The sequence below is a fragment of the Microbacterium stercoris genome, assembly GCF_017592545.1.
GTDB lineage: Bacteria > Actinomycetota > Actinomycetes > Actinomycetales > Microbacteriaceae > Microbacterium > Microbacterium stercoris.
In genome coordinates this window covers 184,297-201,252 of the sequence record NZ_JAGFOA010000006.1, presented here as the reverse complement: position 1 = coordinate 201,252, position 16,956 = coordinate 184,297, and the positions used below count along the sequence as shown (strand labels likewise).

Annotated in this window: 16 protein-coding genes; all 16 read right to left on the bottom strand. The window is 69.7% G+C overall.

What is annotated here, in order from left to right; all coding sequences use genetic code 11:
- Positions 1–24 precede the first annotated feature (24 nt).
- The 16 genes from J5V96_RS14655 to murC all read right to left on the bottom strand — a co-directional run bounded on the left by J5V96_RS14655 (position 25) and on the right by murC (position 16,928).
- Complete coding sequence (locus J5V96_RS14655) at positions 25–1,068, bottom strand: quinone-dependent dihydroorotate dehydrogenase (RefSeq protein ID WP_208504677.1); 1,044 nt, start codon at positions 1,066–1,068, stop codon at positions 25–27.
- A gap of 42 nt (positions 1,069–1,110) precedes the next feature.
- Positions 1,111–1,605: a transcriptional regulator NrdR gene (gene nrdR, locus J5V96_RS14650; protein WP_208504675.1), complete on the bottom strand. Its 495-nt coding sequence runs from the start codon at positions 1,603–1,605 to the stop codon at positions 1,111–1,113.
- An 11-nt stretch (positions 1,606–1,616) separates the two neighbouring features.
- Entirely contained in the window at positions 1,617–2,921 is a 1,305-nt protein-coding gene (hisD, locus tag J5V96_RS14645) for a histidinol dehydrogenase (RefSeq protein WP_208504674.1), read from the bottom strand.
- Between the two features lie 46 nt (positions 2,922–2,967).
- Positions 2,968–4,503, bottom strand: coding sequence for a hypothetical protein (locus J5V96_RS17125; protein WP_307793671.1), 1,536 nt, complete (start codon positions 4,501–4,503; stop codon positions 2,968–2,970).
- A 94-nt stretch (positions 4,504–4,597) separates the two neighbouring features.
- Positions 4,598–8,110, bottom strand: a complete 3,513-nt coding sequence (gene dnaE / locus J5V96_RS14635) for a DNA polymerase III subunit alpha (RefSeq protein WP_208504672.1) — start codon at positions 8,108–8,110, stop codon at positions 4,598–4,600.
- Positions 8,111–8,187: 77 nt separating this feature from the next.
- Positions 8,188–8,808 carry a cyclodeaminase/cyclohydrolase family protein gene (locus J5V96_RS14630; RefSeq protein ID WP_208504669.1) on the bottom strand — a complete coding sequence of 207 codons (621 nt, stop codon included), beginning with the start codon at positions 8,806–8,808 and terminating at the stop codon, positions 8,188–8,190.
- A gap of 49 nt (positions 8,809–8,857) precedes the next feature.
- Positions 8,858–9,430 carry a GNAT family N-acetyltransferase gene (locus tag J5V96_RS14625; protein WP_208504667.1) on the bottom strand — a complete coding sequence of 191 codons (573 nt, stop codon included), beginning with the start codon at positions 9,428–9,430 and terminating at the stop codon, positions 8,858–8,860.
- Positions 9,431–9,467: 37 nt separating this feature from the next.
- Complete coding sequence (locus tag J5V96_RS14620) at positions 9,468–10,388, bottom strand: RluA family pseudouridine synthase (protein WP_208504665.1); 921 nt, start codon at positions 10,386–10,388, stop codon at positions 9,468–9,470.
- Entirely contained in the window at positions 10,388–10,948 is a 561-nt protein-coding gene (locus tag J5V96_RS14615; RefSeq protein ID WP_208504663.1) for a signal peptidase II, read from the bottom strand. Before J5V96_RS14615 ends, J5V96_RS14620 begins: the two co-directional genes overlap by 1 nt.
- Before the next feature lie 7 nt (positions 10,949–10,955).
- Positions 10,956–11,588 carry a DivIVA domain-containing protein gene (locus J5V96_RS14610; RefSeq protein WP_208504661.1) on the bottom strand — a complete coding sequence of 211 codons (633 nt, stop codon included), beginning with the start codon at positions 11,586–11,588 and terminating at the stop codon, positions 10,956–10,958.
- A gap of 102 nt (positions 11,589–11,690) precedes the next feature.
- Positions 11,691–11,993: a YggT family protein gene (locus J5V96_RS14605; RefSeq protein ID WP_208504658.1), complete on the bottom strand. Its 303-nt coding sequence runs from the start codon at positions 11,991–11,993 to the stop codon at positions 11,691–11,693.
- Between the two features lie 19 nt (positions 11,994–12,012).
- Positions 12,013–12,489: a cell division protein SepF gene (locus J5V96_RS14600; RefSeq protein WP_208504656.1), complete on the bottom strand. Its 477-nt coding sequence runs from the start codon at positions 12,487–12,489 to the stop codon at positions 12,013–12,015.
- 34 nt (positions 12,490–12,523) lie between these two features.
- Positions 12,524–13,210, bottom strand: coding sequence for a YggS family pyridoxal phosphate-dependent enzyme (locus J5V96_RS14595; protein ID WP_208504654.1), 687 nt, complete (start codon positions 13,208–13,210; stop codon positions 12,524–12,526).
- A 4-nt stretch (positions 13,211–13,214) separates the two neighbouring features.
- Positions 13,215–14,381, bottom strand: a complete 1,167-nt coding sequence (gene ftsZ, locus J5V96_RS14590; protein ID WP_208504652.1) for a cell division protein FtsZ — start codon at positions 14,379–14,381, stop codon at positions 13,215–13,217.
- 184 nt (positions 14,382–14,565) lie between these two features.
- Complete coding sequence (locus J5V96_RS14585) at positions 14,566–15,522, bottom strand: cell division protein FtsQ/DivIB (protein ID WP_208504650.1); 957 nt, start codon at positions 15,520–15,522, stop codon at positions 14,566–14,568.
- Positions 15,522–16,928 carry a UDP-N-acetylmuramate--L-alanine ligase gene (murC, locus tag J5V96_RS14580; protein ID WP_208504648.1) on the bottom strand — a complete coding sequence of 469 codons (1,407 nt, stop codon included), beginning with the start codon at positions 16,926–16,928 and terminating at the stop codon, positions 15,522–15,524. Before murC ends, J5V96_RS14585 begins: the two co-directional genes overlap by 1 nt.
- Positions 16,929–16,956 lie beyond the last annotated feature (28 nt).

Sequence of the window (16,956 nt, the reverse complement as noted above, 5' to 3'; positions counted from 1 at the left end):
TGGCGCCCCGCCGGTGCCCCCGGCTCAGCGGCCGATCTGGGCGCGCACGGCTCGCAGCTTCACCAGGCCGTCGTTGATCTGCTTCGCCCAGAGCGGGCCGAGGTAGAGGAACGCGGTGTAGCCCTGCACGAGCGTGGCCCCGTTGTCGAGGCGCTCCTGCACCTCTTCGGCCGTCTCGACGCCGCCGACCGAGATCACGCAGAAGTCGTCGGGAACGGCGGCGCGCACCGTGCGCAGCACGGCGAGAGAGCGCTCCTTGAGGGGTGCGCCGGACAGCCCGCCGTCGCCCATCTCCTCGACCTTCCCGGCGTCGGTGGCAAGGCCCTCGCGCGAGATCGTGGTGTTGTTCGCGATGATGCCGGCGAGGCCCTCGTCCACCGCCAGCCGCGCGATGGCGGTGATCTCGTCATCCGGAAGATCCGGGGCGATCTTCACGAGCAGCGGAGTGGATCCGGCCGCCTCCTTCACGGCCCGCAGCAGCGGCGCGAGCGTCTCGACCGCCTGCAGACCGCGCAGCCCCGGGGTGTTCGGCGACGACACGTTGACCGCCAGGTAGTCCGACAGCGGGGCGAGCATACGGGCGCTCGTGACGTAGTCGGCCGTCGCATTCTCGACCTCGACCACGCGGCTCTTGCCGATGTTGGCGCCGACGACGGCACCCGAACGACGCAGCTTCGCGAGTCGACGCGCGGCTGCCTCGGCGCCGCGGTTGTTGAAGCCCATGCGGTTGATGACCGCTCGATCGGCCACGAGGCGGAACAGTCGCGGCTTGGGGTTTCCGTCCTGCGGGATCGCCGTGACCGTGCCGATCTCGACGTGGCCGAAGCCCAGCGCCTCGAGTCCCTTCACGCCGACGGCGTTCTTGTCGAAGCCGGCTGCCACGCCGAACGGCGACGGGAACGTGTGGCCGAGGGCCTCGACCGCGAGCTCCGGAGCGGGACGCGCGAAGGCGCGGACGGCCCGTGCGAAGGGCCAGGAGCCCGCGACCCGGATCACGGCCATGCCCAGGTGGTGCGCCGTCTCGGGATCGAACCGCGTGAGGACGTGCGTGAAGAGAAGGGGATACATCCCCTTCAGGGTATCGGTCGGGCCTGAGGCCGACCGACCGCGTCAGTCCTGGTCGTCGTCGCCCGCGGGCGCGCCCGAGAAGTGGGCGCGTGCGTGGTCGGCGCGCAGCTCGGCGATCGACGTCTCGAAGTCCTCAAGCGACTCGAACGCCTGGTACACGCTGGCGTAGCGCAGGTAGGCGACCTCGTCGAGCTCACGGAGCGGGCCGAGGATCGCCAGACCGATCTCGTTCGCATCGATCTGGCTGAGCCCGGTCTGGCGCACGATCTCCTCGACGCGCTGGGCGAGGATCGCCAGATCCGCATCCGTGACCGGACGCCCCTGGCAGGCCTTTCGCACGCCCGAGATCACCTTGTCGCGGGTGAACGGCTCGACGGCGCCCGAACGCTTGATGACGTTGAGGCTGGCGGTCTCGATGGTCGAGAACCGCCCGCCGCACTCGGGGCACTGCCGTCGCCGACGGATGGAGAGTCCGTCATCGCTCGTGCGCGAGTCGATGACGCGGGAGTCGCCGTGGCGGCAGAAGGGGCAGTGCATAAGGCGAGATCCTACGCGTCGAACCGCGCCGTGACGGCCTCGCCGTGCGCCGGCAGCGCCTCGGCCTCCGCAAGGGCCACGATCGCGCTCCTCACGGCGTCCAGGGCTCCGCGGTCGTACTCGATGACCTGCTGCGGACGAAGGAACGTGTGCGACCCGAGGCCCGCGGCGTACCGCGACTGTCCCCCGGTCGGGAGCACGTGGTTGGATCCGGCCAGGTAGTCGCCGAGGCTGACGGGCGTGTACGAGCCGACGAAGACGGCGCCGGCGCTTGTGCAGCGCGCTGCGGAGGCCGTCGCGTCGGCGACGTGGATCTCGAGGTGCTCGGGGGCGTACGCGTTGCTGAAGGCCTCCGCGGCGGCGAGGTCGTCGACGAGGACGATCGCCGACTGCTCTCCCCCCAGAGCGGCGGCCACGCGGTCAGCGTGACGGGTGGCGGTGCTCACGAGCGCGACCTGCGCCGCGACATCCTCGGCCAGGACCTGCGACGGCGTGACGAGAACGGCCGACGCCTGCTCGTCGTGCTCGGCCTGGCTCACCAGGTCGTAGGCGATGAGGCGCGGGTCGGCGGTCTCATCGGCGATGATCAGGATCTCCGTCGCGCCGGCTTCCGAGTCGGTGCCGACGACCCCGGCCACGGCGCGCTTGGCCGCGGCGACGAAGTTGTTGCCCGGGCCGGAGACGACATCGACCGGATCGAGCGCCAATGAGGCGACTCCGTGCGCGAGAGCTCCGATCGCGCCGGCACCGCCCATCGCGTAGACCTCGTCGACGCCGAGCAGCCCTGCGGCGGCGAGGATCGTCGGGTGCACCCGGCCGTTGTGGTCGCGCTGCGGCGGGGAGGCGAGGGCGACGCTCTGCACGCCCGCGACCTGCGCCGGAACGACGTTCATGACCACGCTCGACGGGTAGACCGCCTTGCCCCCGGGCACGTAGACGCCCACGCGGGAAACCGGCTGCCAACGCTGCGTGACGCGCGCGCCGGGACCGAGCTCGGTGGTGCGCGGCTCCGGAACCTGCGCGGCGGACGCAGCCCGGACGCGACGGATCGCCTCCTCGAGCGCTGCGCGCACCTGCGGGTCGAGCGTCGCGACAGCATCGGCGATGTGCTCGGCCGGCACGCGGATCGCGTGATCGATCGCGCCGTCGAATCGCTCGGCCTGCTCGCGCAGGGCCACCTCTCCGCGGACGCGCACGTCGTCGACGATCTCCGCCGCGACATGCAGGGCCGTCGCCCTCGCCTCCGCGGCTCGGGGGACGACGGCGAGCAGTTCCGCGACCTGGAGCGCCCGGCCGCGGAGATCGATGGTGCGCATGACCCTATTCTGGCAGGCGCCCTTCGCCGTGTCGGACGGCGAAGGGTCAGCCCCGCGTGATCCCGGAGACGTTGTGCAGGAAGCCGATGCGTCCGTCATCGTGGCGCACCACGAAGACGCTGCCACGGTCTTCGACGACGAGCGCCCACGCCGTCGGACCGATGCGGAACAGCGGCGAGCCATACGCGTCGACCACATCGCGCTCCTCCGGCGCCAGCGCCCAGAAGGGCTGCTGGACCGCGGCAGGCGCTGCCTGATCGGTCGCCGCTCCCGACTCGGGCTGCGCACCCGAGTGGAGTTCGGGCGACGGAGCGTCGGTCTGCTGCGCGTCGGACTGCCGCTGCGCGTCGGACTGCTGCGCGTCGGACTTCACCGCATCGGACTGCACCGGGATGATCGAGGTCGCGATGTCGCCAGGATCGGTCGATTGCTCGGGAGCGAGGTTCAGCTGCGCGAAGGGATCGGCGGGCTCGGGCTCGGGCTCGGGCTCGGGCTCGGGCTCGGGCTCAGGCTCGACGATCTCGCTCGGGGCGAACTCCGGCTCGTCCGCGGGCACCTCGGCCGTTACCGCAGTGGTCGGCGCCGGCACAACGTCCTCCAGCGGGGCGTCGGACTCGACGGCCGCGGTGTGCTCCACGACCTCGGCAGGGGACTCCGCGGCCTGTCCCGTGCCGGACGGGTCGAATGGCAGCGGGTGCTGCTCGCCGTAGGCGGGGATGGGGGCGCCCGGTGCAGGGAACTGCGGCTGGCCGTAGGCCGGCTGACCGGGTGCGTGCTGACCGTACGGCTGCTGACCGTACGGCGCCTGCCCGTAGGGCTGCTGCCCATACGGCGCCTGGCCATGGGGCTGCTGGCCGTACGGAGCCTGGCCGTAACCGGGCTGACCGAACGGAGCCTGTCCGTAGTGCTGCTGCCCGTGGGGTGCCGGATGCGGGGCCTGCGGGTGCCAGCCCGCTGCGGGTGCCTGCTGCTGCCACGCCTGGGGCTCGGGGCGCGGACGCGCCACGATCTCGCGAGCGTCACGGGCCACGGGGTGCGCGAGCGACTCGGTGCGACCGACGAAGTCGTCCTTGAACGGCGGCACCAACGGCGCGAGCACGGTGAAGAAGACACCGGCGAGGCTCGCGAGCACACCGACCCAGACGACCCAGGTGATGCCGAAGCCGTAGCCGAAGCTGTTGACGAGGTTCTGGATGCCGTACCCGAAGGTGGCCAGCCACTGCACGGCCGCGATCGAGAAGGCGACCGAGGCGAACTGATCGACGGAGAGCGATCCGACTCGCAGACGCGTCGCGCGAGACACGCGGCGGATCAAGATGAGCGCGCCGGCCGCGACCGGCAGGCCGACGCCGAGCACCCAGTACAGGGAATCGCCCCAGATCGTCGCATAGGTGCCGACGTACAGCGAGAAGAAGGAGATGAGCAGGATCAGCGCGGACAGACCCAGCAGGATCACCTCACGCACCGTGAAGGGTCCGACGCCGTGCAATGGCCTCTGCCCGGCGGGCGGGGCGGTGTCTTCGGCCGGTGCCGAAGACGCAGAAGGCTCGGGTGCGGGCGAGGCCGGATGGAAGTCGGTCACGCTGATCCTCTCGGGTGCGGGTGTGGAGCGATCTTATCTTCGGGGCGGAGGCGGCCTTCGGGGCAGTTCAGCCCAGGCCGTGACGCCCGGTGCATCAGCCCAGGCATTGCGGGCCGAGCAGCGACTTGAGGTCGCCGAACAGGTCGGCCGTGATCTGAACGGGCATGGGGATCTCGAACACCTTGGCGCTGCGACCCCTGTGCATCTTGAGGCGCACCTCGGTGTCACCGGCATGGCGACGGAGGGTGTCCGCGAGATCCTGGACGATCTGCTCCGTGGCGCGCTGCTCCGGGATGACCAGGGTGAGCGGACCCGCCTCGTCGAAGGATCCGACATCGGGGGTGAACGCCGACTGCGCGTGCAGATTGAGACCGTCGTCGCGTCGCGACACGCGACCGCGCACGACCATGATCGCGTCCTGCTGCAGCACGGGCTGGAACTCGGTGTAGGTCTTGCCCATGAACATGGCCGTGACCTCGCCCTCGAAGTCCTCGATCGTGATCATGCCGTAGGGGTTGCCGCTCGATTTGGCGACGCGGTGCTGGGCGCTCGTGACGAGCCCCGCGACAGTGACCTGGTCGCCGTCCTGCAGGTCCTCGGAGGCGAGCAGCGCGCTGATGGTGATCGTGCGATGCTTCGCGAGCGGCACCTCGAGCCCGGCGAGAGGGTGATCGGACACGTAGAGCCCGAGCATCTCGCGCTCGAACGCGAGCTTGTCCTTCTTGGTCCACTCGGGGCGCTCGGGAACCTTCTGCACCGACTGCGGCTCATCCCAGAGACTGTCGAAGTCGAAGCCGATGGCACCGCCGGCGGCGTTTCGCTTGTCGGTCACGGCGACCTCGACCGCGCTCTCGTGGATCTCGATGAGCGCGCGGCGTGTGGATCCAGTCGAGTCGAAGGCCCCCGCTTTGATGAGCGATTCGACGGTGCGCTTGTTCGCGACGTGCAGCGGGACCCGGGCGAGGAAGTCGTGGAACGACGTGTAGGGCCCGTCTGCGCGTCCCGCGATGATGCCGTCGACCACGTTGGAGCCGACGTTGCGCACGGCGCCGAGGCCGAAGCGGATGTCCTCGCCGACGGCCGCGAAGAAGTTGATCGACTCGGAGACGTCCGGCGGCAGCACCTTGATGCCCATACGACGGCACTCGTTGAGATAGAGAGCCATCTTGTCCTTCGAGTCGCCGACGCTGGTGAGCAGCGCAGCCATGTACTCGGCGGGGTAATGCGCCTTCAGATAGGCGGTCCAGTAGGACACCAGGCCGTACGCGGCCGAGTGCGCCTTGTTGAACGCGTAGTCGGAGAAGGGCAGCAGGATGTCCCACAGCGCCTGGATCGCGCCCTCGCCGAAGCCGCGTTCCTTCATGCCGCCGGCGAAGCCCTCGTACTGCTTGTCGAGCTCGGACTTCTTCTTCTTGCCCATCGCGCGACGGAGGATGTCGGCCTGTCCCAGGCTGAACCCTGCGACCTTCTGCGCGATCGCCATCACCTGCTCCTGATAGATGATCAGGCCGTAGCTGGTGTCGAGGATGTCGCGCAGCGGCTCCTCGAGCTCGGGATGGATCGGCGTGATGGGCTGCAGGCCGTTCTTGCGAAGGGCGTAGTTGGTGTGCGAGTTCGCGCCCATGGGGCCGGGTCGGTACAGCGCGATGACGGCCGAGATGTCCTCGAAGTTGTCGGGCTTCATCAGGCGCAGCAGAGATCGCATCGGCCCGCCATCGAGCTGGAACACACCCAGGGTGTCACCGCGCGAGAGCAGGTCGTAGGCGGCGCGGTCGTCGAGGGCGAGGTGCTCGAGGTCGAGTTCCTCACCCCGGTTCATACGGATGTTGTCCAGCGCATCCGAGATGATCGTCAGGTTGCGCAGGCCCAGGAAGTCCATCTTGATGAGACCGAGGGACTCGCAGGCCGGGTAGTCGAACTGCGTGACGATCTGGCCGTCCTGCTCGCGGCGCATGATGGGGATGATGTCGAGCAGCGGCTCGCTCGACATGATGACGCCCGCGGCGTGCACGCCCCACTGGCGCTTCAGACCCTCGAGGCCCACGGCGCGGTCATAGACCGTCTTGGCCTCAGGGTCGGTCTCGATGAGCGTGCGGAACTCGCTCGCCTCCTTGTACCGCGGGTGCTCGGGATTGAACATGCCGTCGAGCGGCATGTCCTTGCCCATCACCGCAGGCGGCATCGCCTTGGTGAGGCGGTCGCCCATCGAGAACGGGAAGCCGAGCACACGGCCCGCGTCCTTGAGGGCCTGCTTCGACTTGATGGTGCCGTACGTGACGATCTGCGCCACGCGCTCGGACCCGTACTTGCGCGTCACGTACTCGATCACCTCGCCGCGTCGACGATCGTCGAAGTCGACGTCGAAGTCGGGCATGGAGACGCGGTCGGGGTTGAGGAAGCGCTCGAAGATGAGGCCGTGCTCGAGCGGGTCGAGGTCGGTGATCTTCATCGCGTACGCGACCATGGAGCCGGCGCCGGAGCCGCGGCCCGGCCCGACGCGGATGCCGTTGTCCTTGGCCCAGTTGATGAAGTCGGCGACCACGAGGAAGTAGCCCGGGAAGCCCATCTGCAGGATGATCCCGGTCTCGTACTCCGCCTGCTTGCGCACCTTGTCGGGGATGCCGTTCGGATACCGGTAGTGCAGGCCCGCCTCGACCTCCTTGACCAGCCAGCTGTCCTCCGTCTCGCCCTCGGGTACGGGGAACCGCGGCATGTAGTTGGCCGAGGTGTTGAACTCGACCTCGCAGCGCTCGGCGATGAGGAGGGTGTTGTCGCACGCCTCGGGGTTGTCGCGGAACAGATGCCGCATCTCTGCGGCCGACTTCACGTAGTAGCCGTCGCCGTCGAACTTGAAGCGGTTGGGGTCGTCGAGCGTGGAGCCGGACTGCACGCACAGGAGCGCGGCGTGCGCGTCGGCCTCGTGCTGGTGTGTGTAGTGCGAGTCGTTCGTGGCCACGAGCGGGATGCCGAGGTCTTTCGAGATCGCGAGCAGGTCGGTGATGACCCGCCGTTCGATCGACAGGCCGTGATCCATCAGCTCGGCGAAGTAGTTCTCCTTGCCGAAGATGTCCTGGAACTCCGCGGCCGCCTGGCGTGCCTCCTTGTACTGCCCGAGGCGCAGACGCGTCTGGATCTCGCCCGAGGGGCAGCCGGTCGTCGCGATGAGGCCCTTGCCGTAGGTCTGCAGCAGCTCGCGGTCCATACGCGGCTTGAAGTAGTAGCCCTCCATGCTCGACAGCGAGCTGAGGCGGAAGAGGTTGTGCATGCCCTCGGTCGTCTGCGACCACATGGTCATGTGCGTGTAAGCGCCCGAGCCGGAGACGTCATCCGACTTCTGGTCGGCCGTTCCCCACTGGATGCGCGACTTGTCGCTACGGTGCGTGCCCGGGGTCACATAGGCCTCGAGCCCGATGATCGGCTTGACCCCCGACGCCTGCGCCGCCTTGTAGAACTCGAAGGCCGCGAACGTGTTGCCGTGGTCGGTGACCGCGATCGCCGGCATGCCGTACTCGGCCGCCGCCTGCGTCATGGCGCCGATCTTCGCGGCGCCGTCGAGCATCGAGTACTCGCTGTGCACATGCAGATGGACGAAAGAGTCGGATGCCATGGATCGAGTCTACGGAGGGCCACCGACAGCGGCGCCTCCCCCGCGATGCGCCCGGGCGCGTCCCCGGGCCGCCGTGATCAGTCGGTCGGCGCGACGCGATGGTCGATGCGGGCTGTCAGGCCATCGAGGCGCGCGATCGCGTCGTCGAGGCCGGCAACGGCGGCCCAGAGATCCGGATGCAGCGCCCGCACCTCCGCCAGGGAGAGCCCCACGGAACGCAGCAGCCCGAGGTCGCTGCTGAGGTTCGCGCGTGCGCCCGACATCGCCGCGCGAAGGGCCGCGGCGGCGACCGCGACATCGGCCACGAGGGCGGCATCGGCGCCCGCGGCGAGATGCTCGAGGTCGGGAACCGCCCCGCGGGCGTGCTCGCCGAGACGCGCGGACGATCGAGCCGCCTCGAGCGACGCCTCTCGGATCGCCTCCGGTCGTCCCTCGTCGTCCCGGCGCATGGCCGCCCCGAGTGCGGCCGAGACGGCCGCATCCGCATCCGCGGCCTCCAGCGCGGCGCCGCGGAGGGCGTCCGCGCGGTCGAGCGCCGCGGCGTCGTCCGCGTACCGGGCGACCATCGACATCAGCGCCGCCGCGATCGCGAGCGTCACGCCCGCCGCCGATCCCCCTCCGGGATCTCCGCCCGCGCCCGCAAGGGCTTCGGTCCATCGCCCGATGGTCGTGTCGCGTGTCGTCCTGCCGTCGGCCATGCGCTCATCCTCTCGATGTCCCCCGGGTGGCGCGCAGGGGTTGACAGGCTCAGCGCAGCTCGCGTCGCATCACCACTCGGGGGAATCCTCCCGAGACCGACGCGGTCTCGGCGACCATCGTGAAGCCCGCGCGCTCGAACTGCGAGCGGAAGCCGACGAATGCCATCGTCTGATCGACCTTTGCCCCGCGGTTGTCGACGGGATAACCCTCGATCGCGGGGGCGCCGCGGTCGCGCGCGAAGGCCACCGCCCCCTCGAGCAGCCGGTCGAGGATGCCCTGCTTGCGATGACCGGGTCGCACGCGGAAGCACCACACGCTCCACACGTCGAGGTCGTCGACCCGCGGCACCTTGCGGCTTCGTGCGTACTGCGTCTCGGAGCGCGGTGCGACGCCCGCCCATCCGACCGGCTCGAGGCCGTCGTAGGCGAGCACTCCTGGTGGGATGTCCGATGCGCACATCGCCCTCACGAACTCCGCCCGTTCCGGTCCCTTGAGCGAGGAGTTGACACTGCCCGGCACACGATGGCTCAGGCACCAGCACACGTTCGAATCCGGATTCTTCGGCCCCACGAGCGTGCGCACGCCCTCGAAGTCGGTCGCCGGACGCACCTCGATGCTCATGGGGTCAGCGTGCCACCGGCCACCGACATCCGCGAGGTCACTCCCCGCGCAGCACCGCCAGCGCGTGGGCGAGGTCGGCAGGGTACTCCGACCTGAACGTGACGCGATCACCCGTGGCGGGGTGCGCGAACGAGAGCTCGTGCGCATGCAGCCACTGCCGCGTGAGACCGAGGCGGGCCGACATCGTCGGGTCGGCGCCGTAGAGCGGATCGCCCACGCACGGATGCCGGTGAGCGGCCATGTGGACGCGGATCTGGTGGGTGCGGCCCGTCTCGAGGTGGATCTCCAGCAGCGAGGCGCCGGGGAATGCCTCGATGGTCTCGTAGTGCGTGACGGAGTCCTTCCCCTCGGGGGTCACCGCGAACTTCCAGGAGTGGCTGTGGTGACGTCCGATGGGCGCGTCGATCGTTCCGGACAGCGGATCCGGATGACCCTGCACGACCGCGTGGTAGATCTTCTCCACGGTGCGCTCCTTGAAGGCGCGCTTGAGCACCGTGTACGCGTGCTCGGTCTTGGCGACGACCATCAGGCCGCTCGTGCCGACGTCGAGGCGATGCACGATGCCCTGCCGCTCGGCGGCACCCGTGGTGGCGACCCGGACGCCCGCGCCGGCCAGGGCGCCGAGCACGGTCGGCCCTTCCCAGCCGAGCGAGGGATGCGCCGCGACGCCGACCGGCTTGTCCACCACGACGATGTGGTCGTCCTGGTACACGATGCCGAGGTCCGGGACGTCCACGGGAACGATCCGGGGCTCCTCCTTCGGTCTCCACGACACATCCAGCCAGGCTCCCCCGACGAGGCGGTCGGACTTCCCCAGGGTGACGCCATCGAGCTCGACGCCCCCCGCCTCGGCGACCTCGGCCGCGAACGTGCGCGAGAACCCGAGCATCTTGGCGAGCGCGGCGTCCACCCGGACGCCGTCCATCCCGTCCGGAACGGGCATACGACGAAACTCCATCAGTCCTCCAGCGAGGCTTCGGGCTCGTCGACCGGGGCGGCGCTCTTCGCGCGACCGGACCCGTCCAGCGGCACGCCGAACAGGACCAGTGCGGCGACCGCGATCATGCTGCAGACGATGAAGATGTCGGCGACGTTGTAGATGGCGGGCATCATCCAGGGCGTCGAGATGAAGTCGACGACGTGGCCGACGGCGAAGCCGGGTTCGCGGAACAGCCGATCACCGAGGTTTCCCAGGACGCCGCCGAGCAGCAGTCCGAGCACCACGCTCCAGACACGCGAGCGCACGCGGGTGATGCCGGTGTAGACGATGGCGACGGCGACGACGCCGAGGGCGATGCTGAAGAGCCAGGTGACGCCCTCGCCGATCGAGAAGGCGGCGCCCGGATTCTTCACCAGGTACCACTGGAGGAACTCACCCAGCACCGGGACCGGGGTCTGCAGCGGCAGCGAGGTGAGAGCGACGTGCTTGGCGAACTGGTCGGCGGCCAGCACCAGGACCGCGAGGATCGCGATCGTGATGCTGGCCGCCGCCGTACGCAGGGGTGCGCGGTCCGTCAAAACCGGCTCAGAGGCCGATCGCCGAGACCGGCGTTTCGCCCGAGTTCGAACCCGTGGCGTCGAGATCCTTCAGCTTGCCCTCGAAGTAGCTGCGCAGCTGTGAGCGGTAGTCGCGCTCGAACTGGCGCAGCTCCGTGATGCGGCCCTCGAGCGTCGTGCGCTCGCGCTCGTACTTCTCGGTGAGCTCGCGCTGCTTCGTCTCGGCCTCGGCCTTGATGCGGTCCGACTCGGCCTTGGCCTCGTCGACCAGCTGCTCGGCGAGCTGCTTGCCCTCGGCGACGTGCTCGTCGTGCAGACGCTGCGCGCGCTCGATGATGCTGGCGGCGCTGGTGGCCGTGGCGGAGAAGTCCGCGGCAGGAGCGGCCGGAGCCTGCTCCACCTGGGGCTCGGGCTCGACGACCGGCTCGGGCTCGGCCGGAACAGGCGCCTCGGCGGTGGGAGCGGCGGCCTCGGCGGGCGCGAGCTCGCCGGACTCGTACTTGGCGAGCTTGGCCTTCAGCTCGTTGTTCTCCTCGATCGTCTTGCGCCACTCGACGACGATCTCGTCCAGGAAGTCATCGACCTCATCCGGGTCGAAGCCCTCCTTGAACCGGACGTGCTGGAACTGCTTGGTGACGACGTCATCCGGCGTCAATGCCATGAGTGGCTCCTATCCGTGGGTGTCTGTGGCCTTGGGATGGACCCCCGGGCACTTCTCCGTTTGCAAGCATAACCGCCGCGGCATTCGGCGCGAACGGAAGGGTCACGCCATGAAGGCGCGTGTCACCTGCAGCAGCACGAAGCAGATCAGCATCGTGAGCGCGAAGGCGAAGTCGATCGCGATGCCGCCGAAGCGCAACGGCGGGATGAACCGGCGCAGGAAGCGGATCGGCGGATCCGTGACCGTGTAGGTCACCTCTGCCACCACGAGCAGCGCGCCCTTGGGGCGCCACTCGCGATTGAACATCGGGATGTACTCGAGCACCAGCCTCGCGAACAGCACGAGGATGTAGAGCAGGACGACGAGGTTGAGAATCGACGCGATCAGGCCGACGACGGAGCCCACGACGAGCGAAGGGCGGCCGTCAGGCCTGGGCGAAGGGGGCCGCGTCGGGGTCCGCGTGCGCGATTCCCCCGTCACCCGAGACCGCGATGTTCTCCGGCGAGAGCAGGAAGACCTTGCTCGTCACACGCTCGATCCGGCCGTAGAGGCCCAGCGAGAGACCGCTCGCGAAGTCGATGAGGCGACGCGCGTCGGCGTCGCTCATCTGCGAGAGGTTGATGATCACGGGGATGCCGTCACGGAAGTGCTCGGCGATCGCCTGGGCGTCGCGATACTGCTTCGGGTGGACGGTGACGATCTCGTTCACGGCACCTGCTGCGGGCTGGCGGACGACGGCCGGGCGGCGCAGCGGCGTGATCGGAGCAGGCTTGACGTCGTCGTGCTGCAGCTCCTCCCGGTGCGACTCACGCGGGGCGCGCTGAGGCTCCTGCGCATCGTCGTACTCCTCCTCGTCGGCAAGGCCGAGGTAGACCATCGTCTTCTTGAGCGGGTTCGCCATGGCGTCCTCCGTAGTCTGCTCGTCTGGTTCGAGGCTACGCCCGGGGCGGGCGCGGTCCCGTGATTGCGGAACCGATCCGCAGGTGTGTCGCGCCATGGGCGATCGCCTCGGCGAAATCAGCGGTCATGCCGGCGGAGATCCAGTCCGCTTCGGGCACGACGGAGCGCACGCGGGCAGCACAACCCGCGAGACGCTCGAAGGCGGCGGCGGGTTCCTCATCGAGAGGTGCGACCGCCATGACCCCGCGCAGTCGCAGGGTCGATGCGGTGGCGATGCGCTCCGCGAGGGCTTCGACTCCAGCGGGATCGACTCCCCCGCGCGCCGGGTCCGCCGTGAGGTTGATCTGCATCAGGACGTCCAGGACCGGATCCGTCGGCTCCGCCGCGGCGTCGAGCGCGTCCACGAGGCGCTCGCGATCCACCGAGTGGACGACGTGCGCGGCGCGGCGGATCTGCCGAGCCTTGTTCGTCTGCGCCTGCCCGATGAAGTGCCAGGTGAGATCCGTGAGGTCCGCGGTCTCCGCCGCCTTGGAGCTCAGCTCCTGCTGGCGGTTCTCCCCGAGCTCACGCACGCCCAGGTCATGGAGTTCGCGCACCAGGGAGGCGGGGTGGAACTTCGTGACGACGATGCGCGTCAGCTCTCCCACATCTCGCCCCACGGCACGCGCGGCCTCGCCGATGCGGGAGTCCACATCGGCGAGGCGCTGCGCGAGATCCGTCACCGGATCACTTCAGGAAGTCGGGGATGTCGAGGTCGTCGTCGCCGAACGCGGAGTCGAAACCGGAGTCGGGCAGCACCGGCACCTGCGCCGCCACGGCGACGGGCTCGCGCTCAGCCGGTGCCGCTGCCTCCGTGGGGGCAGGCGCCGACGCCGCGACGTTCGAGGCCGCGGGGGCGGACGAGCGGGTCGCGACGTGGGACGGGATCTCGATGCGCTGCTGCGGCTCTCCCCCGTCGAAGCCCGCCGCGATGACCGTCACACGCACCTCGTCGCCGAGGGTGTCGTCGATGACCGTGCCGAAGATGATGTTGGCCTCGGGGTGCGCGGCCTCCTTGACCAGCTGCGCGGCGTCATTGATCTCGAAGATGCCGAGGTTCGATCCACCCTGGATCGACAGGAGGACACCGTGCGCGCCCTCGATCGAGGCCTCCAGCAGCGGCGACTCGACGGCGAGCTCCGCGGCCTTGATGGCACGATCGGCGCCGCGCGCCGATCCGATGCCCATCAGGGCCGACCCCGCGCCCTGCATCACGGACTTCACGTCGGCGAAGTCGAGGTTGATGAGTCCGGGGGTGGTGATGAGATCGGTGATGCCCTGGACACCGGCGAGGAGCACCTGGTCGGCCGTGGCGAAGGCCTCGACCATGGAGATGCCGCGGTCGCTGATCTCGAGGAGGCGGTCGTTCGGCACCACGATGAGGGTGTCGACCTCTTCCTTGAGGGCTGCGACGCCCATCTCGGCCTGGTTCTGGCGGCGACGGCCCTCGAAGGAGAAGGGCTTGGTGACCACGCCGATGGTGAGGGCGCCGATCGACTTGGCGATGCGCGCCACAACCGGAGCTCCGCCCGTGCCGGTGCCGCCGCCCTCGCCCGCGGTGACGAAGACCATGTCGGCGCCCGCGAGGGCCTGCTCGATCTCCTCGGCGTGATCCTCTGCGGCGCGTCGCCCGACCTCGGGATCGGCACCGGCGCCGAGACCGCGAGTGAGCTCGCGGCCCACGTCGAGCTTGACGTCGGCGTCGCTCATCAGCAGCGCCTGCGCGTCGGTGTTGACGGCGATGAACTCGACCCCACGGAGGCCGAGCTCGATCATGCGGTTGACGGCGTTCACGCCACCGCCGCCGACGCCGACGACCTTGATCACGGCGAGGTAGTTCTGGTTCTGGCTCATGCCGGCCTCCGATGCTTGCGAACCTTCGGGTGTCATCCCCGGTCCCTCAACCTTCATGCTCAACATGAGGGTTAAAGTATTGCCCGGTATGCATTTCCTTCACTGAAGGTAAGCGCGCAACGGCACCACGCCCGGATTGGGCGCGGGCGTGTCGCCGGATCGGGCGCGTCAGAGCCTGAACAGGTCAGCGCACGATGACGGAGCGCGGCGAGGACACGTCGTAGTACCCGTATCCGTCGGGGGCCGCCAGGAATGCCCGGGTCTTGGCCGAGGAGTTCTCGGCGCTCCCCCACAGCACCTCGGTGCCGTCGCCGAGGATGAGCGTGACGTCGTCGGGCGTGGTGGCGCGGACCAATCCGACGAGGCCGTGCACCTCGGAGGAGAGAGAGCGCAGCACTTGTCCCGCCGCGGCGAAGGCCGGCGAGGTGAGTCCGCCCGCGGCGTCGATCTGCGGCAGGCCCGCGGGCTTGTCGCCCGCAGTCGACAGCACAACGCCCGCCGCGTCGACGACGGTGAAGCCGGCATCGGATGCGACCACGCCGATCGGCGTGCGTTCGACGATCCGCAGCAGCAGATCATGCGGCGGGCGGGCCTCGAGGGCATAGGTCTCGATCAGAGGGAAGCCCACGAGAGCGGCCTTGATCTCGCTCTGGTCGACGAGCGGCAGCGGGCGGCCCATCTGTCCGGCGAGCGCCTGCTGCAGGGCGTTCTGGTCCAGCGTCACCGTGCCTTCGATGGCGATCCGCTCGACGGCGAACAGCGGGCTGTAGGCCGCGCCGACGCTGCCCGCGATCAGCAGGACGATCGAAGAGAGGGAGATGACCCAGGTCATGCGACGCCGGCGCGATCGCGCCGTGAATCGCCGGATCTCCGCCCGCAGCGCCCGCCGACGCGCGCGCGATGCCCGCCACACGTCCTTCCAGCCGGCCGCCCGCTCCCCCGTTGCGATCGCGATCTGCTCGGCGGAGACCACCGGCTCGTCGGCCGCGGCCGATTCATCGGCGTCATCCGGGCGGCGGAAGGGCAGCAGCGAGGCGCGGCGGCGCGGCTCCTCAGGGAGCGGCGCGAGCCCCTCGGGGTCCGCGAGCGGGCTCGCGGCCGGCCGCTCCTGCGGAGCGGGAAGCGCGCCGGGTCGCCGCATCAGGCCTGGTGCTCGCCTTCGCGCAGGGCCTCGAGCACCTGCGGGATGATCTGGTACACGTTGCCGCAGCCGAGCGTGATGATGTAGTCGCCCTCACGCGCGACCGAGGCCGTGTAGTCGGCGGCCTCCTGCCAGTCGGCGACGAAGTGCACGCGGTCGGCGTCGTCGAAGGCACCGCTCACGAGCTCACCCGTGACACCCGGGATCGGATCCTCGCGAGCGCCGTAGACGTCAAGCACGATCGTGTGATCGGCCAGCTGCTCGAGCACGTGCGCGAACTCTCCAGCCATCAGCTGGGTGCGCGAGTAGGTGTGCGGCTGGTGCAGGGCGATGATGCGTCCCCCGCCCACAACCGTGCGCGCGGCGGACAGCGCCGCGGCGACCTCGGTCGGGTGGTGGGCGTAGTCGTCATAGACGCGCACGCCTCGTTCGGTGCCGTGAAGCTCGAAGCGGCGGACCGTGCCCGAGAAGCCTGCGGTGACGGCCTCCAGGGCCGGCGCCAGCTCGTATCCGAGCGAGACGAGCACGGCGACGGCGCCGGCGGCGTTGATCGCGTTGTGCTCTCCCGGCACGGCGAGGCGGCCCGAGACCGACTCGCCGTCGCGGGTCAGCGTGAACGCGACCGGTCCCTCGGTGACGATGTCGGTGATCCGGACGTCTGCGTGCTCGGCCTTGCCGAAGGTGACGACGTTCGGGTGGCTGAGTCCCGCGGTGACGCGTCGCGCGCCCTCGTCGTCGGACGAGATGACCACGGCTTCACTCGCGGCGTCCGCGAAGCGCACGAACGCTGCGTCGAAGGCGTCGTGCGAGCCGTAGTGGTCGAGGTGGTCGGCGTCGACGTTCGTGATGAGCACGATCGACGTGTCGTAGAGCAGGAACGAACCGTCGGACTCGTCGGCCTCGATCACGAACAGCGGATCCTCTCCGCTGCCGCTCGAGACGCCGAGGCCGGCGATCACGCCGCCGTTGACGAAGCTCGGGTCGGCACCGAGTCCGCGCAGACCGGTGACGACCATACCCGTCGACGTGGTCTTGCCGTGCGCGCCGGCGACCGCGACGAGACGCTTGCCGCCGATGAGCCAGTGCAGCGCCTGCGAGCGGTGGATGATCGGCAGGCCCCGCTCCTTCGCGAGAAGGTACTCCGGGTTCTCGGGCCAGATCGCGCCGGTGAAGATCACGGTGTCTGCCTCGCCGAGGTTCTCGGCCGCGTGGCCCACGTGCACAGTGGCCCCCAGCGCCTCGAGCTCGCGCAGGCTGACGCTGTCGGAGCGATCCGATCCGGAGACCTTCACCCCCGCCTTCAGGAACATTCGGGCGAGGCCGGACATGCCCGATCCGCCGATGCCGATGAAGTGCGCGGCGCCGATGTGGGACGGGATCGGGGTGCTGAGGTCAGGTCTGATCATGGCCCTGCAAGTCTAGGCGGGGCGTCCG

Excerpts from the sequence above, each read along its gene's own strand:
- nrdR (WP_208504675.1), bottom strand. The coding sequence starts at position 1,605 with ATGCACTGCCCCTTCTGCCGCCACGGCGACTCCCGCGTCATCGACTCG.
- ftsZ (WP_208504652.1), bottom strand. The coding sequence starts at position 14,381 with ATGAGCCAGAACCAGAACTACCTCGCCGTGATCAAGGTCGTCGGCGTC.
- J5V96_RS14610 (WP_208504661.1), bottom strand. The coding sequence starts at position 11,588 with ATGGCATTGACGCCGGATGACGTCGTCACCAAGCAGTTCCAGCACGTC.
- hisD (WP_208504674.1), bottom strand. The coding sequence starts at position 2,921 with ATGCGCACCATCGATCTCCGCGGCCGGGCGCTCCAGGTCGCGGAACTG.
- J5V96_RS14625 (WP_208504667.1), bottom strand. The coding sequence starts at position 9,430 with ATGAGCATCGAGGTGCGTCCGGCGACCGACTTCGAGGGCGTGCGCACG.
- J5V96_RS14630 (WP_208504669.1), bottom strand. The coding sequence starts at position 8,808 with ATGGCCGACGGCAGGACGACACGCGACACGACCATCGGGCGATGGACC.
- J5V96_RS14655 (WP_208504677.1), bottom strand. The coding sequence starts at position 1,068 with ATGTATCCCCTTCTCTTCACGCACGTCCTCACGCGGTTCGATCCCGAG.
- murC (WP_208504648.1), bottom strand. The coding sequence starts at position 16,928 with ATGATCAGACCTGACCTCAGCACCCCGATCCCGTCCCACATCGGCGCC.
- J5V96_RS14620 (WP_208504665.1), bottom strand. The coding sequence starts at position 10,388 with ATGGAGTTTCGTCGTATGCCCGTTCCGGACGGGATGGACGGCGTCCGG.
- dnaE (WP_208504672.1), bottom strand. The coding sequence starts at position 8,110 with ATGGCATCCGACTCTTTCGTCCATCTGCATGTGCACAGCGAGTACTCG.
- J5V96_RS14600 (WP_208504656.1), bottom strand. The coding sequence starts at position 12,489 with ATGGCGAACCCGCTCAAGAAGACGATGGTCTACCTCGGCCTTGCCGAC.
- J5V96_RS14585 (WP_208504650.1), bottom strand. The coding sequence starts at position 15,522 with ATGCGGCGACCCGGCGCGCTTCCCGCTCCGCAGGAGCGGCCGGCCGCG.